We start from the raw sequence: 15,107 nt of genomic DNA on the forward strand, positions 1-15,107 counted from the left end.
CTCCACAAGCACCCACACGAATTGCTTGATTCAGTTGTTAAAGAGCGGTTGGTTAAGATCTTTCGTCTCAACCGAGGCGCGCATTCTACAGCAGCCTCATTTGCTGTCAAGTGATTATTTTCAGAAGCTTTCGAAGATTTCTTCAACAACTTCAACCACTTGCGCTTCCGATCTCTCGTTAGCGGGAGGCGAATTCTACAGCGTTACACGCCGCTGTCAACACCTCTTTTTCTCCGCTTTCGATCGAGAAGATCGAAACGTTAACAGAGCCAAACAACACTGCTCTACCAACTCCTTCTGGGCTTCGATGAACTGAAGCGATCCGCTGTCGAATCTTGCGCAACCCTTTGTTTACCAAGGAGTTTTCCGTTTCGACTGCGCCGGAAGTGGGGCGAATTATAGACTTCTGGAATCTGCCGTCAACCACTATTTTCATATTTCTGTCGTACTGGTCAAAAAACGCCCCAAAGCACGAAAGCCGGCCCTAATGGGCCGGCTTCCCGCCTAGCCAACGAGGGCTAAAGGCTGGGAAAAGCAAACTGTGACGCTTCATGACTGGCCCGCTGCGGCCAACGCTGGGTAATCGCCTTGCGCCGAGTGTAAAAGCGCACACCATCCGGCCCATACGCATGCAAGTCGCCAAACAGCGATCGCTTCCAGCCACCAAAGCTGTGATAAGCCACCGGCACCGGCAGCGGAACGTTCACACCCACCATGCCCACTTCGATTTCGTCACAGAACAGACGTGCCGCTTCACCATCACGGGTGAAGATACAAGTGCCGTTGCCATACTCGTGATCATTGATCAGTTGCATCGCAGCTTCCAGGCTGTCTACCCGAACCACGCACAACACTGGGCCAAAAATCTCTTCTTTATAGATACGCATCTCAGGGGTTACGCGATCAAACAGGCTACCGCCGAGGAAGAAGCCCTGCTCATGACCGGCAACACTCAACCCGCGACCATCGACCACCAACTCAGCGCCGGCAGCCACGCCGTCTTCTATATAGCCGCTGACCTTGTCCCGCGCCTGCCCAGTGACCAACGGCCCCATATCCAGGCCGCAAGACGTGCCTGCGCCAATCTTCAATGCCTTGACCTGCGGCACCAACTTGGCAATCAAAGCATCGGCGACCTGGTCCCCCACGCACACCGCCACCGAGATCGCCATGCAACGCTCGCCGCATGATCCGTAGGCAGCCCCCATCAAGGCACTGACCGCGTTATCCAGATCGGCGTCCGGCATCAACACCGCATGGTTCTTCGCTCCGCCCAGCGCCTGTACACGCTTGCCGCGTTTGGTCGCTTCGGAATAGATGTACTCAGCAATCGGCGTCGATCCTACAAAGCTCAAAGCTTTTACTTCAGGCGCTTCGATCAACGCATCCACCGCCCCTTTGTCTCCGTGCACCACATTGAGGACGCCTTTGGGCAGACCGGCTTCTTGCAACAGTTGTGCGATCAGCAGCGTCGAACTTGGATCGCGCTCCGAAGGTTTGAGAATGAAGCAATTGCCGCAGACGATCGCCAACGGGTACATCCACAAAGGCACCATCGCCGGGAAATTGAACGGCGTAATACCGGCCACTACACCCAGGGGCTGGAAGTCCGACCACGCATCGATGTTCGGCCCAACGTTACGGCTGTATTCGCCCTTGAGAATCTCCGGCGCCGAGCACGCATACTCGACGTTTTCGATCCCGCGCTTGAGCTCGCCGGCGGCATCTTCCAACGTTTTGCCATGCTCCTCGCTGATCAACTGCGAGATGCGGGCTTCGTTCTGCTCCAGCAATTGCTTGAAACGAAACATCACCTGAGCGCGCTTAGCCGCGGGCGTATTGCGCCAGGCCGGAAAGGCCGCCTTCGCTGAGTCGATTGCACGCTGGATAGTTTCACGGCTGGCCAACGGCACTTGGTGAATCACCTGGCCGGTGGACGGGTTATACACATCAGCGCTGCGACCGCTGTCGTTGACCAACTCGCCATTGATCAAATGCTGGATAAGGCTCATGCAGGGCTCCTGAAAAGTTGTTCTATATAGAAGGAGAAATCAGTCGATTTTGTTCAGCACGTCGCCGACCGCGTCGAACAAGCGATCCAGGTCCTGCGGCTTGCTGTTGAAGGTTGGCCCGAACTGCAGCGTGTCGCCACCGAAGCGCACGTAGAACCCCGCCTTCCACAAAGCCATGCCGGCCTCGAATGGACGCACAATGGCGTCTCCGTCACGCGGGGCGATCTGGATCGCGCCGGCCAGGCCATAGTTGCGAATGTCGATTACGTTCTTGCTGCCCTTCAAACCGTGCAGCGCATTCTCAAAGTGCGGAGCGACTTCGGCTACGCTCTGCACCAGGTTTTCCTTCTGCAATAGGTCCAACGCCGCCAGGCCCGCCGCGCAAGCGACCGGGTGCGCCGAGTAGGTGTAGCCGTGGGGGAACTCCACTGCGTACTCCGGCGTCGCCTGGTTCATGAAGGTTTGATAGATCTCGCTGCTGGCAATCACTGCGCCCATGGGGATCGCGCCGTTGGTGACTTGTTTGGCGATGCACATCAAGTCCGGGGTCACACCAAAGCTGTCCGCACCGAACATCGAGCCGGTGCGGCCGAAACCGGTGATCACTTCATCGAATACCAGCAGGATATTGTGCTGATCGCAGATCTCGCGCAGGCGCTTGAGGTAACCCTGTGGCGGCACCAGCACGCCCGCCGAACCGGCCATCGGCTCGACGAACACCGCGGCGATGTTCGACGCGTCATGCAGCTCGATCAACTTGAGCAACTCATCTGCCAAGGCGATGCCGCCCTGCTCAGGCATGCCGCGGGAAAACGCATTGCTTGCCAGCAAGGTGTGCGGGAGATGGTCAACATCCATCAGCGCCTGGCCAAACATCTTACGGTTACCGTTCACACCGCCAAGGCTGGTGCCGGCGATGTTAACCCCGTGATAACCCCGTGCGCGGCCGATCATCTTGGTCTTGGTGGCCTGGCCTTTTAAGCGCCAGTAAGCCCGCACCATCTTCACCGCGGTGTCGGCGCACTCGGAGCCAGAATCGGTGAAAAACACATGATTGAGGTTTCCGGGGGTCAGATCGGTAATCTTTTCCGCCAGTTGAAAGGACAGCGGATGACCATATTGGAAGCCCGGCGAGTAGTCCAACGTGCCCAATTGCTTGGCCACCGCTTCCTGAATTTCTTTGCGGGTGTGCCCGGCGCCGCAGGTCCACAGGCCTGATAACGAATCGTAGACCTTGCGCCCCTTGTCATCCGTCAGCCAGCTACCCTCTGCGGCCACGATCAGGCGTGGATCGCGCTGGAAATTACGGTTAGCGGTATACGGCATCCAATGCGCATCCAACTTGAGTTGGCTGGCCAGGGACGAAGGGGCGTTTTCGGGCATGTTCATCAGCAAAACCTCGCAGGGCAAAAGGCAGCGTCGGGATTGAAAGCGTTCTTGCAGCTAAATTGCCATGGCGATAAAGTCGGTGAAATCCAACTTTTCTAACCTTCAGTCAGGGCTTCACTAAACTATGAGCATCCGTCGTCCCGATCCCCTGGCTCAAGTCAGCGACTTTGATATCCGCTTATTGCGCATCTTTCGAAGCGTGGTGGAATGCGGCGGCTTTTCGGCGGCAGAAACCGTGCTCGGCATCGGGCGCTCGGCCATCAGCCAGCAAATGAGCGACCTTGAACAGCGGCTGGGATTGAGGCTCTGCCAGCGTGGCCGCGCGGGGTTTTCGCTCACGGAGGAAGGGCGCGAGGTGTACCAGTCGGCCCTGCAGTTGTTGAGCGCGCTGGAAAGTTTTCGCACCGAGGTCAACGGCCTGCACCAGCACTTACGCGGCGAATTAATCATCGGTCTCACCGACAACCTTGTCACCCTGCCTCACATGCGCATCACACACGCCTTGGCACAATTGAAGGAACGGGGCCCGGACGTGCAGATTCAGATCCGCATGATCGCACCCAACGAAGTGGAGCAAGGCGTACTCGACGGCCGCCTGCATGTGGGAGTTGTGCCCCAAGCCAGCGCGCTGTCCGGCCTGGAATACCAGCCGCTCTACAGCGAACGTTCGCTGCTTTACTGCGCAGTCGGTCATCCGCTGTTCTATGCCGACGACAAAGCGCTGGACGACACCCGCATCGATAGCCAGGACGCAATCGCCCCGACCTTTCGCCTGCCCGCAGACATCCAGGCTCACTACCAGGCGCTCAACTGCACCGCCAGCGCGTCGGACCGCGAAGGCATGGCGTTTCTGATCCTCACTGGTCGCTATATCGGCTATTTACCTGATCACTACGCCAACCTATGGGTACAACAAGGCCGACTGCGTGCGCTGAAACCGGCTACACGTTTTTACGATTTGAGCCTGGCATCGGTCACGCGCAAGGGCCGTCGCCCTCATTTGGTGCTGGAAAGCTTTCTCGACAGCTTGGCTGCAACACGCTAAATCGGGCCTCGGCGCAAAAGCTGAGCAACTGGACAGCTTTTTGCAAGGGCATCAGGACCTAGAACCGTCCGCCTTGAGTTTGCCCGCCATGCCACCAGAATCCTCCAGCCCCAGCGACCTGATCTACGGTCTCAACGACCGCCCAAAACCCGCCCCCGCCCTATTGGCCGCCTTGCAGCATGTGTTGGCCGCCTTCGTCGGTATCATCACTCCGCCGCTGATCATCGGCTCCACCCTCGGCCTTACCGCGCATTTGCCCTACCTGATCAGCATGGCGTTGATGGTTTCCGGTGTGGGCACCTTCATCCAAGCGCGTAGGCCGTTTGGTATCGGCGCCGGAATGATCTGCCTGCAAGGCACCAGCTTTGCGTTTCTCGGCGCGGTGCTGTCAGCCGGTTTTCTGGTCAAGCAACGCGGCGGCAGCCCGGAAGACATCATGGCGATGATCTTCGGCGTGTGCTTTTTCGGCGCGGCCGTGCAGATCGTCCTCAGCCGCTTCATCGGGCAGTTGCGCCGGGTAATTACGCCGCTGGTCACCGGCATCGTGATAACACTGATCGGCATCAGCCTGATCAAAGTCGGCATTACCGACCTGGGCGGCGGTTTCAACGCCGCCGATTTCGGCGCTCCGACCAACCTGGCATTGGGGCTGTTCGTGGTGCTAACGATCATTCTGCTCAATCGCTCGAACACACCGTGGGTGCGGCTTTCGGCGATTATCATCGGCCTGGCCCTGGGCAGTCTGGCGGCCTGGTTCAGCGGCAAACTGGTGCCTCAGGCCTTGCCGGACTTGCCTCTGGTCAGCTTGCCGATACCGTTTCGGTTTGGTTTCAACTTCGACTGGAGCGCATTCCTGCCGATTGCGCTGATCTATCTGATCAGCAGCATCGAAACTGTCGGCGACCTGACTGCCAATTGCATGATCGCCCGCCAACCCATCAGTGGCCCTTCCTATATAAGCCGGCTCAAAGGCGGCGTGCTGGGTGACGGGGTGAGCTGCATGATCGCCGCCACCTTCAGTGCGTTCCCCAACACTACCTTCGCGCAGAACAACGGGGTGATCCAACTCACCGGCGTCGCCAGCCGTTACGTCGGCTTATATATCGGCGTGGTGCTGTTCTGCCTCGGTTTGTTTCCGCTGATTGGGGCCGTGCTGCAGCAAATTCCCAAGCCGGTATTGGGCGGCGCGACCCTGGTGATGTTCGGCAGTGTCGCCGCCGCCGGGGTGCGCATCCTCGCGCAAGCGCCACTGGACCGGCGCAGCATGCTGATCATCGCAACTTCGTTCGGCGTCGGCCTGGGGATCGCTGCCCAGCCAAACCTGCTACACCTGATGCCCGCGCTGATACAGAATCTGTTCGATTCCGCCATCACCAGCGGCGGCCTGACCGCGATTGTGTTGTGCGTGCTATTGCCGGAGGCCAAAACCCCCGGCACCGCCGTAAACCACGCAACCGAAAGCGACACGCTGGAGCCGCTTTGACGGTTTTATTGCATCGGGACTTGTCTGGGGCTTGAGGGTGGGTTATCTGTGCACACGTCGTCTCTATCGATCAGCACGGTAATCTCCATGAGCCTCGAAGTTCCTGCCCACAGCCACCACGCCGGTAAGCCCGCCAGCCGCATCCGGCAAAAGAACGAACAAGCGATTCTCCAGGCTGCTGAGGATGAGTTCGCGCGCCATGGCTACAAGGGCACCAGCATGAACACCATTGCTGCCAGCGCCGGGCTGCCCAAGGCCAACTTGCACTACTACTTCACCAATAAACTGGGCCTGTATATCGCGGTGCTCAGCAATATCCTTGAGCTATGGGACAGCACCTTCAACACGCTGACCGCCGAGGACGATCCCGCCGAGGCCCTGACCCGCTACATCCGCACCAAGATGGAGTTCTCACGGCGCCAGCCCCAGGCCTCGCGGATCTTCGCCATGGAAATCATCAGCGGCGGCGAATGCCTCACCGAATATTTCAGCCAGGACTACCGCGCCTGGTTCAGCGGGCGTGCGGCGGTGTTCCAGGCCTGGATCGACGCCGGCAAAATGGACCCCGTGGACCCCGTACACCTGATCTTCCTGCTGTGGGGCAGCACCCAGCACTACGCCGATTTCGCTACCCAGATCTGCCGCGTCACCGGGCGTACCCGCCTGACCAAACAAGACATGGAAGACGCCGGCACCAACCTGATCCATATCATTCTCAAAGGCTGCGGCATCAAGCCGGCCCTCTAGACGAAGCAACCTATGCCTTTCACGCTCACCGGCCTTTGCGAGTTTCGTGAAGAGATACGCAAAAGCCGCTTTATCACCCTCGCTGTGCCGATCACCAGCCCACAGGACGCCCAGGCGTTTTTTCAGGAGCACAGCGTTCTCGATGCCACGCACAACTGCTGGGCCTGGAAATTGGGCGACCAGTACCGCAGCAACGACGACGGCGAACCCGGCGGCACGGCCGGGCGACCGATCCTGGCCGCCATCGAGGCCCAAGGTTTTGACCAGGTCGCCGTGCTGGTCATCCGCTGGTACGGCGGTATCCAACTGGGCACCGGTGGGCTTGCCCGTGCCTATGGTGGTGGCGCGAATAAATGCTTACAAAACGCCGAGCGCATCGAGCTGATCAGCCGCGTGCCGTTGCGTTGTGCGTGCGGCTTCTCCGAATTGAACTTGGTCAAACTGCGCGTGGCCGAATTGGGCGGGCTGGTGGTGGAAGAAACCTTCACCGCCAATGGTGTCGAATTGCATCTGGCCCTGGGGGAAGCGCAGATCGAAACCCTGCAAACCCAGCTCGCAGACTTGAGCCGTGGCCGCATCCTCCTGCAACGCTGAAACTGCTACTGTTGTGCGCTGAATCTCCCTGAACCGCGATTTCAAAGGAAGCCTTTCATGTCTACGCCAAAAACCGCACTGATCATCGGCGCCTCCCGCGGGCTGGGTCTTGGCCTGGTCAAGCAACTGCTCCAGGACGGCTGGGACGTGACCGCCACCGTGCGCGATCCGAGCAAAGCCGATGCGCTGAAAGCCGTTGGCCCGGTGCAGATCGAGAAACTCGACATGGACGATCAACAAGCCGTGATCGCCCTGAACCAGCGCCTCAAAGAGCGCACCTTCGATCTGCTGTTCATCAATGCCGGCGTCAAAGGCCCGGACAATCAGGAACCCGGCCACGCCACCCTGGCCGAAGTCGGCCAGCTGTTCTTCACCAACGCCGTAGCGCCGATCAACCTGGCCCAGCGTTTTGTCGGGCAAATCCGCAAAGACAGCGGTGTGTTGGCGTTCATGAGTTCGGTGCTGGGCAGCGTCACCATTCCCGACGGCTCGGAGATGGCGCTGTACAAAGCCAGTAAGGCTGCGCTCAATTCCATGACCAACAGCTTTATCACCCAATTGGGCGACCACCGGCTAACGGTGCTGTCGATGCACCCGGGCTGGGTCAAAACCGACATGGGCGGCGAAAACGCCCATATTGATGTCGATACCAGCGTGCGTGGTCTGGTGGATCAAGTGAATGCCTTCGCCGGCAAAGGTGGCCATCATTTCGTGGACTACAAAGGCGACACAATCGCCTGGTAAGTACACACGAAAAAAATGTGGGAGGGGCTTATCCCTCCCACACAAATCAATCCGCTTTCCTACAAACCGAACTCCACGTACTCTAGCCCCTCGCCCCCACCGGCGACCCTGGATCAGCAGACAGGGCAACACTGAGCTGGCAAACCTGAACCCATCATTCAGAGGAGCCGGCCAATGCCTGCGACCCGTATCTGGTTAAAAAACCCCCTCGCGATTTTCACTGCCAATGGCCTCGATGCCCGTGGCGGCCTGGTGCTGCAAAACGGTGTGATCGCCGAAGTGCTATCGGCTGGCCAAGTCCCTGCGCAACCTTGCGAACAGGTCTTCGATGCCCGTGAACATGTGGTCCTGCCGGGCCTGATCAACACACACCATCACTTCTACCAGACCCTCACCCGTGCCTGGGCGCCGGTAGTCAATCAGCCGTTGTTTCCGTGGCTGAAAACCCTTTACCCGGTATGGGCGCGGCTGACCCCGGAAAAACTCGCCCTGGCCAGTAAAGTAGCATTGGCCGAGCTGTTGCTGTCCGGCTGCACCACTGCGGCCGACCATCACTACTTGTTCCCCGACGGCCTGGAACACGCCATCGATGTGCAAGTGGACAGCGTGCGCGAACTGGGCATGCGCGCCATGCTCACCCGCGGCTCCATGAGCTTGGGCGAAGCCGATGGCGGCCTGCCACCGCAGCAAACCGTGCAACAAGGCCAAGTGATCCTGGACGACAGCCAACGCCTGATCCGCGCCTACCACCAGCGCGGCGACGGCGCGCAGATCCAGATCGCCCTGGCACCCTGCTCGCCGTTTTCAGTCACGCCGGAAATCATGCGCGCCAGTGCCGAATTGGCCACTCAACTCGATGTGCGCCTGCACACCCATCTGGCCGAAACCCTCGACGAAGAAAACTTCTGCCTGCAGCGCTTCGGCCTGCGCACGGTGGACTACCTCGACAGCGTCGGCTGGCTCGGCCAGCGCACCTGGCTGGCCCACGGCATTCACTTCAACCCGGATGAAATCGCGCGCCTGGGCGAGGCCGGTACCGGTATCTGTCACTGCCCAAGCTCCAATATGCGCTTGGCTTCGGGCATCTGCCCGACCCTGGACCTGATCGCCGCCGGCGCGCCAATCGGCCTGGGTGTGGACGGCTCGGCCTCCAACGACGCGTCGAACATGATCCTCGAAGCGCGCCAGGCCCTGTATATCCAGCGCTTGCGTTATGGCGCGCAGCACATCACCCCCGAAGGCGTGCTCGGCTGGGCCACTAAAGGCTCGGCGCATTTGTTGGGGCGTACGGATATAGGCGAGTTGGCCGTTGGCAAACAAGCCGACCTGGCGCTGTTCAAGCTGGATGAGCTGCGCTTTTCCGGCAGCCATGATCCGATCTCGGCGCTGCTGCTGTGCGGCGCGGACCGAGCGGATCGGGTGATGGTCGGCGGGCAGTGGCGAGTCATCGACGGGCAGGTGGAAGGCCTGGATCTGAAAGGCTTGATTGCCGATCACAGCCAGGCGGCGCGGGCGTTGATCGCCGGGAGCTGATCCCGGCGTCCTCACCAACCTTACGCTGCTGCGCTTACAGGCCCAGCAGCGACAACATGATAAACGTCGCAAACAGCACAAAGTGGGTCATCCCTTCGATGGCGTTTGTTTCGCCATCGTTGAGGTTGATCGCGCTGACGATCAGCGTGATAAACACCATCACGGTTTGCACGGGGGTCATTGCCATCTGGAACGGCTGGCCGGTGTAGAGCGCCATGGCCTCCATTACCGGCACGGTCAGGATCACTGTTGACAACGAAGCACCCAACGCGATGTTGACCACCGACTGCATACGGTTGGCCAACGCGGCGCGCAATGCCGTCAGAATTTCCGGCGCCGCCGAAATCGCCGCCACCACAATCGCCGTCACTACCGGCGGCGCGCCCGTGCCTTCCAGGCCAAGGTCGAGAGTCTTGGACATGACCTCTGCCAACGCACCAATCACCACCACACCGAACACCAAAGTGCCAATGGAAAACGCCAGGCTGACCGGCGGCGCTTCCGCGTCTGCCGGCAACTGCTTACGGCGTTTTTCCGGGTAGCTGTAACTGAAGAAGTAACTGTGCGGCCCCACCTGCATCCTCAGGAACAAGGTGTACAGCACCACCATCGCGCCGATGGTGAAGGCCGAGTAAATTTTCCAATCGCCTCTGGGGATAAATTCCGGCACCACCATCGACACGCCCATGGCGGTGAGGATCATCACGCTGTAGGTCCGCGCCGAATCGTCGTTGTAGGACTGTTCGCCATGCTTGATCCCGCCCATCAGCGCAGCGAGGCCAAGGATGCCGTTGATGTCGAGCATCACCGCCGAGTAAATGGTGTCGCGCACCAGGGTCGGTGAAGGTTCGTTACTCATCATGATCGCCAGGATCACCACCTCCACCAGCACGGCCGCGAGGGTCAGGATCATAGTGCCGTAGGGGTCGCCGACTTTTTCCGCCAGTTGCTCGGCGTGGTGGGCTACACGCATCGACGCCATCACGATAAACGCGATCAGCGCCAGCCCTGCGAGCAGCGCCACCATTTGCCCGCTGTGCAGCATCCAATGCTCCAACGGATAGGCGGCGATGGCGGCAATCAGCGCCAGCAGCATAAATTTTTCTTGCTTGAGGGATGTGAGCATTCCGGGCCTTTTAATGCGGCAAATCAGTCATTGATGGGGTACAGACTGCGCCACGTCGCTAACGTTTCGTTACACCTTAGTTCACGTCGCCCTTGCGCGAATAAAACGAATACTCTCCTGCTGGTCAGGTTTTGCCGATTATTTCAGCCATGGCCTGTAGAATGCGGCGATTGCACCTGATGAGAATTTAGACATGTACGATTGGCTCAACGCCCTGCCCAAGGCCGAACTGCACCTGCACCTGGAGGGTTCGCTGGAGCCTGAGCTGCTGTTTGCCCTGGCCGAGCGCAATAAAATCGCGCTGCCGTGGAACGACGTCGACACCCTGCGCAAGGCCTACGCCTTCAATAACCTGCAAGAATTTCTCGACCTGTACTACCAGGGCGCCGATGTGCTGCGCACCTCCCAGGATTTTTACGACCTTACCTGGGCCTACCTGCTGCGCTGTAAAGCCCAGAACGTGATCCACACCGAGCCGTTCTTCGATCCGCAAACCCACACCGATCGTGGCATCCCGTTCGAGGTGGTGCTGAACGGCATCGCCGCCGCGCTCAAAGATGGCGAGCAGCAATTGGGCATCACCAGCGGTTTGATCCTCAGCTTCCTGCGCCACCTGAGTGAAGCAGAAGCCGAGAAAACCCTGGACCAGGCCCTGCCGTTCCGCGATGCGTTCGTGGCCGTTGGCCTGGACAGCTCGGAAATGGGCCACCCGCCAAGCAAGTTCCAGCGCGTGTTCGATCGCGCACGGCATGAAGGCTTCCTCACCGTGGCACACGCCGGCGAAGAAGGCCCACCGGAATACATCTGGGAAGCCCTCGACCTGCTGAAAATCCAGCGTATCGACCACGGCGTGCGCGCCATCGAAGACGAGCGCCTGATGCAGCGCATCATCGACGAGCAAATTCCGCTCACCGTGTGCCCGTTGTCCAACACCAAGCTCTGCGTGTTCGACGACATGGCCCAGCACAACATCCTCGACATGCTTGAGCGGGGCGTGAAGGTGACGGTGAATTCGGATGACCCGGCGTACTTCGGCGGTTATGTCACCGAAAACTTCTATGCACTGTATGAATCACTGGGCATGACCCAGGATCAGGCCAAACGCCTGGCCCAGAACAGCCTGGATGCGCGCTTGATCAAGCCGTAACGAAAGAAGGGAGGGTGCTTGCACCCTCCCTTCTTTTGCGCAGCGGTTTTCAGGCTTCGGCCAACTCTTCCAACGTTTTGCCCTTGGTTTCCATCCCAAATACCCACACCACCAGCGCCGCCACCGCAAAACATAGCGCGCCCAAGGCAAATACTCCGCCCTGCCCGGTCACCGGAAACACCAGCCCGGTCACCAACGGCCCCAGCAACGAACCGACCCGGCCAATCGCCGAGGCAAACCCGGACCCGGTCGCCCGCGCCGACGTGGGGTACAACTCCGGCGTGTAGGTGTAGAGCACCGCCCACATGCCAAACAAAAAGAACTGCATCAACAGCCCCGTGGTGATCAGCAAGCCGACATTGCCGCCAAACACCGCACTCTGCCCATACAGAAACGCCATCAAGCCGCCACCGAGCAATGTCACCACACACACCGGTTTACGCCCCCAGCGCTCGACCAACCAGGCCGCCATCAAAAAGCCGGGGATCCCGCCCAGGGAAATGATCACCGTGTAGTACACCGATTGGGTCACCGCGAAACCGGACTGCTGCAACAGCGCGCTCAGCCACGAGGTCAGCCCGTAGAAACCGAGCAGGGCAAAGAACCAGACGCTCCAGATCATCAGCGTGCGCTGGCGATACTGCGCGGACCACAATTGCTGGAATGCCGAAAAGAAATTCCCCGGCACGCTCTGCACCCGTGGCAGGCGAATCGGTTCCGGCAAGTCGGTGCGGCCCAGGGAGGTACGCACTTTGTTCTCGATCCCAATCAGCACCTTGTCCGCTGCGTCATGGCGGCCGGCCTGTTCCAGCCAGCGCGGCGATTCGGGGATGAAAAAACGGATTGCCAACACAAACACCGCCGGCACCGCCAACACCAGGAAGATGTCACGCCAGCCGATCACCGGCAGCAGGAAATACGACAGCACCCCCGCCGCCACAAAGCCCAGCGGCCAGAAACCATCCATCAACGCGATATAGCGCCCGCGCGCCTTGGCCGGGATCAGCTCGGACAGCATCGATTGCGCAATCGGAAACTCCATGCCCATGCCGATCCCCAGCAGGATACGAAACAGCGTCAATGTCTCCACGGTCTGCGCCGTGGAACACAGATAGCTGGCCAAGCCCCACAGCACGATGCTCCACTGAAACACCGGCTTACGCCCGAAGCGATCGGCGAGCATCCCGGACAACGACGCCCCCACCACCATGCCGAAAAAACTCGAACTGGCGAGCAAACCCGCCTGGGCGGTGCTCAGCCCGAACTCGGTTTTGATCGAGCCCAACAGGAAGGTCATCATCGCCAGATCCATGGAGTCGAAAAAAAACGCCAAGGCAATGATGATAAAAATCACTCGGTGGTAACCGCTGATGGCTAACCGTTCGAGGCGTTCCGCTGCGCTAAAACCTTGCATACCCATGCCACACCCCCAGTAAGAAAAGCCCGAGGACGAGTGTGCGGCATGCTTTTTCCAGATTTTTGCTGGATGCGACCTGATTAAAACTCTCAACGACGCCACGACTATTCAGGCGCAGCCAGGCGGTCGATTTCCTGCTGCCCGATCTCACTGACCTGTAGCGCCTGGGAATCATTGATCAGGCTGACCCAGTTCGATTGCAGAAACAATTGCAGCAACCCCGCCCCCAGCGCACCGCCCAAGTGCGGATGCTGCTGACTCCAGTCGAAACAATCGCAGGTCAGCGGCGAGCTTAGTGCCTGGGTGAAAATGCCCAAGTTCGCCAGTTGCTGGGCCCCCTTGACGGTGACATCGGTGCGTTGTTCATAACGCTCGATCCACCTCGCCTCCATCATGCGCTCGTACAACCCCGCCGCCAGCTCGCCGCCGAGATGGCCGTGACACAGTCGCGCCCGACGCAGTGACGGCGGCGCCAACAGCGTCGGTTCCGGCGAACAGGGCGCGGCACGGGCGGCACTGGCCAGGGTGGTACTGGCCAACGCATCGATGGCGAGGCTGACATCGGCGGCGGCCACCCGAAACAGACGCTTGCCACGCCGCGCCTCGGCCCGTAGCAAGCCACTGCCGGTGAGCCGCGCCAAATGCGCATTGGCCGACGCTGGCGAGAGCCCGGTCAACCTGGCGAGTTCTTCTGAAGTTTTAGCGGAGCCGTCCATCAAAACCCAGAGCATGGCGGCGCGTTTCGGCTCGGCGAGCAAGCCGGCGATCTGACTGATACAAGGTGCTGCTTCCATCGGTTCACTCCCTGTTAAATCACTTTTCTGCTGCGGTTGGCGCCAAAGTATAGGTGCGCCATGGGCCGGTTCCGCGGCGTCTGACAGCGCGAATAGGGACAGAACATGAGTGAAATTTCTGGCTGTGGTGGAGGCTATTGCCCAGCCCCTGCTGGCTCCGGCATTTGCGCGGTCAAGTTCGCACAACGGGTGACCAGCATGTCCCGCAGCAAGTTGACGGGTTTGCTCAATTGCGCCCGGTGGGCACACAGCAGATTGAGCGGTGTGGGCTCGCCGCGCAGCTCTGGGAGGATCAAGCGCAGGCGCCCGGCGAGCACGTCGGTGCTCACATCCAGCCAGGATTTGTAGGCAATGCCCACCCCGGCCACCGCCCAGCGCCGCACCACATCGGCGTCGTCGCTGAAACGGTCGCCGCTGACCGTCAGACTGATGTCGCGCTTACCGTCGCGAAACGCCCAATGGTCATGCACGCGGCTACCGAGCATGTACAGCAGGCAATTGTGCTGAGCCAGTTGTTCCAGGTGACGGGGTTCGCCGTGACGCGCCAAATAACTGGGGGCGGCGCATAGCACACGCACGTTGCTCGGCGCCACGGGCAGCGCCACCAGGCTGGAGTCCTCGGGTTCGCCGTAGCGCAGGGCGATATCCACCGGTTGGCGAAACAGGTCGGCGATTCGATCACCCAACAACAGGCGCACGTTGAGCTGCGGATGTTCACGCTGGAACTCATCCAGCCAGGGCAGTAATTGGTTACGGCCAAAGTCCGACGGTGCCGAGAGTTGCAGCACGCCGCTGACATGGTCCTGACCGCTGGCCAGCAAGCGCCGCCCCTCATCCAAGGAACCCAACGCAGCACGGGCATACTCTAGGAACCCTTCACCCTCGGCGGTCAAGCGCAGGCTGCGGGTGGAGCGCGCCAGCAAACGCGCGCCCAACTGCTGCTCAATGCGCTTGAGCGCCGCACTGGCCACCGCCGGCGACAGGTCCATCACCCGCGCCGCTGCCGACAGGCTGCCCAAGTCCGCCGCACGTACAAACAATTGCAAATCATCGAAGCGCAGCATTATCAAAATTCC

At 60.0% G+C, this 15,107-nt stretch carries 13 protein-coding genes; 7 read left to right on the plus strand and 6 right to left on the minus strand.

The window, feature by feature from the left end:
- Nucleotides 1-518: 518 nt before the first annotated feature.
- On the minus strand, nucleotides 519-2,012 hold the full coding sequence (locus ABX75_RS01865; protein WP_047881367.1) for a CoA-acylating methylmalonate-semialdehyde dehydrogenase: 1,494 nt from the start codon (nucleotides 2,010-2,012) through the stop codon (nucleotides 519-521).
- Between the two features lie 39 nt (nucleotides 2,013-2,051).
- The gene (locus ABX75_RS01870; RefSeq protein WP_040265109.1) at nucleotides 2,052-3,401 is read right to left on the minus strand and encodes an aspartate aminotransferase family protein; all 1,350 of its coding nucleotides are present in this window, start codon (nucleotides 3,399-3,401) and stop codon (nucleotides 2,052-2,054) included.
- A 124-nt stretch (nucleotides 3,402-3,525) separates the two neighbouring features.
- Here ABX75_RS01870 and ABX75_RS01875 point away from each other — a divergent pair, with 124 nt between their 5' ends.
- From ABX75_RS01875 to ABX75_RS01900, 6 genes are all read left to right on the plus strand, one after another.
- Entirely contained in the window at nucleotides 3,526-4,446 is a 921-nt protein-coding gene (locus tag ABX75_RS01875) for a LysR family transcriptional regulator (protein WP_034095736.1), read from the plus strand.
- Nucleotides 4,447-4,534: 88 nt separating this feature from the next.
- Nucleotides 4,535-5,929, plus strand: a complete 1,395-nt coding sequence (locus tag ABX75_RS01880) for a uracil-xanthine permease family protein (RefSeq protein ID WP_047881368.1) — start codon at nucleotides 4,535-4,537, stop codon at nucleotides 5,927-5,929.
- An 87-nt stretch (nucleotides 5,930-6,016) separates the two neighbouring features.
- The gene (locus ABX75_RS01885; protein ID WP_034095734.1) at nucleotides 6,017-6,676 is read left to right on the plus strand and encodes a TetR/AcrR family transcriptional regulator; all 660 of its coding nucleotides are present in this window, start codon (nucleotides 6,017-6,019) and stop codon (nucleotides 6,674-6,676) included.
- Between the two features lie 12 nt (nucleotides 6,677-6,688).
- On the plus strand, nucleotides 6,689-7,270 hold the full coding sequence (locus ABX75_RS01890) for a YigZ family protein (RefSeq protein ID WP_047881369.1): 582 nt from the start codon (nucleotides 6,689-6,691) through the stop codon (nucleotides 7,268-7,270).
- Nucleotides 7,271-7,327: 57 nt separating this feature from the next.
- Complete coding sequence (locus ABX75_RS01895; RefSeq protein WP_034111622.1) at nucleotides 7,328-8,014, plus strand: SDR family oxidoreductase; 687 nt, start codon at nucleotides 7,328-7,330, stop codon at nucleotides 8,012-8,014.
- Nucleotides 8,015-8,188: 174 nt separating this feature from the next.
- On the plus strand, nucleotides 8,189-9,547 hold the full coding sequence (locus ABX75_RS01900; RefSeq protein WP_047881370.1) for an 8-oxoguanine deaminase: 1,359 nt from the start codon (nucleotides 8,189-8,191) through the stop codon (nucleotides 9,545-9,547).
- A gap of 34 nt (nucleotides 9,548-9,581) precedes the next feature.
- On the opposite strand, the gene ABX75_RS01905 is transcribed toward ABX75_RS01900, so the two are convergent.
- Nucleotides 9,582-10,673, minus strand: coding sequence for a calcium:proton antiporter (locus tag ABX75_RS01905; RefSeq protein WP_034111618.1), 1,092 nt, complete (start codon nucleotides 10,671-10,673; stop codon nucleotides 9,582-9,584).
- 193 nt (nucleotides 10,674-10,866) lie between these two features.
- Between ABX75_RS01905 and ABX75_RS01910 the strand changes: the two genes are divergently transcribed.
- On the plus strand, nucleotides 10,867-11,820 hold the full coding sequence (locus ABX75_RS01910) for an adenosine deaminase (protein ID WP_047881371.1): 954 nt from the start codon (nucleotides 10,867-10,869) through the stop codon (nucleotides 11,818-11,820).
- A 49-nt stretch (nucleotides 11,821-11,869) separates the two neighbouring features.
- Here the strand turns inward: ABX75_RS01910 and ABX75_RS01915 are convergent, their stop codons facing one another.
- From ABX75_RS01915 to ABX75_RS01925, 3 genes are all read right to left on the minus strand, one after another.
- Nucleotides 11,870-13,240 (minus strand): MFS transporter, encoded by a 1,371-nt coding sequence (locus ABX75_RS01915; protein WP_047881372.1) that lies wholly within the window; start codon nucleotides 13,238-13,240, stop codon nucleotides 11,870-11,872.
- 101 nt (nucleotides 13,241-13,341) lie between these two features.
- On the minus strand, nucleotides 13,342-14,031 hold the full coding sequence (locus tag ABX75_RS01920; RefSeq protein WP_034095727.1) for a helix-turn-helix transcriptional regulator: 690 nt from the start codon (nucleotides 14,029-14,031) through the stop codon (nucleotides 13,342-13,344).
- Between the two features lie 134 nt (nucleotides 14,032-14,165).
- Complete coding sequence (locus ABX75_RS01925) at nucleotides 14,166-15,095, minus strand: LysR family transcriptional regulator (RefSeq protein ID WP_034095726.1); 930 nt, start codon at nucleotides 15,093-15,095, stop codon at nucleotides 14,166-14,168.
- Between the last annotated feature and the right edge of the window lie 12 nt (nucleotides 15,096-15,107).

The sequence above is a fragment of the Pseudomonas sp. ARP3 genome (assembly GCF_001029595.1).
Classification (GTDB): domain Bacteria; phylum Pseudomonadota; class Gammaproteobacteria; order Pseudomonadales; family Pseudomonadaceae; genus Aquipseudomonas; species Aquipseudomonas rhodesiae.

Excerpts from the sequence above, each read along its gene's own strand:
- ABX75_RS01865 (WP_047881367.1), bottom strand. The coding sequence starts at position 2,012 with ATGAGCCTTATCCAGCATTTGATCAATGGCGAGTTGGTCAACGACAGC.
- ABX75_RS01870 (WP_040265109.1), bottom strand. The coding sequence starts at position 3,401 with ATGAACATGCCCGAAAACGCCCCTTCGTCCCTGGCCAGCCAACTCAAG.
- ABX75_RS01875 (WP_034095736.1), top strand. The coding sequence starts at position 3,526 with ATGAGCATCCGTCGTCCCGATCCCCTGGCTCAAGTCAGCGACTTTGAT.
- ABX75_RS01880 (WP_047881368.1), top strand. The coding sequence starts at position 4,535 with ATGCCACCAGAATCCTCCAGCCCCAGCGACCTGATCTACGGTCTCAAC.
- ABX75_RS01885 (WP_034095734.1), top strand. The coding sequence starts at position 6,017 with ATGAGCCTCGAAGTTCCTGCCCACAGCCACCACGCCGGTAAGCCCGCC.
- ABX75_RS01890 (WP_047881369.1), top strand. The coding sequence starts at position 6,689 with ATGCCTTTCACGCTCACCGGCCTTTGCGAGTTTCGTGAAGAGATACGC.
- ABX75_RS01895 (WP_034111622.1), top strand. The coding sequence starts at position 7,328 with ATGTCTACGCCAAAAACCGCACTGATCATCGGCGCCTCCCGCGGGCTG.
- ABX75_RS01900 (WP_047881370.1), top strand. The coding sequence starts at position 8,189 with ATGCCTGCGACCCGTATCTGGTTAAAAAACCCCCTCGCGATTTTCACT.
- ABX75_RS01905 (WP_034111618.1), bottom strand. The coding sequence starts at position 10,673 with ATGCTCACATCCCTCAAGCAAGAAAAATTTATGCTGCTGGCGCTGATT.
- ABX75_RS01910 (WP_047881371.1), top strand. The coding sequence starts at position 10,867 with ATGTACGATTGGCTCAACGCCCTGCCCAAGGCCGAACTGCACCTGCAC.
- ABX75_RS01915 (WP_047881372.1), bottom strand. The coding sequence starts at position 13,240 with ATGGGTATGCAAGGTTTTAGCGCAGCGGAACGCCTCGAACGGTTAGCC.
- ABX75_RS01920 (WP_034095727.1), bottom strand. The coding sequence starts at position 14,031 with ATGGAAGCAGCACCTTGTATCAGTCAGATCGCCGGCTTGCTCGCCGAG.
- ABX75_RS01925 (WP_034095726.1), bottom strand. The coding sequence starts at position 15,095 with ATGCTGCGCTTCGATGATTTGCAATTGTTTGTACGTGCGGCGGACTTG.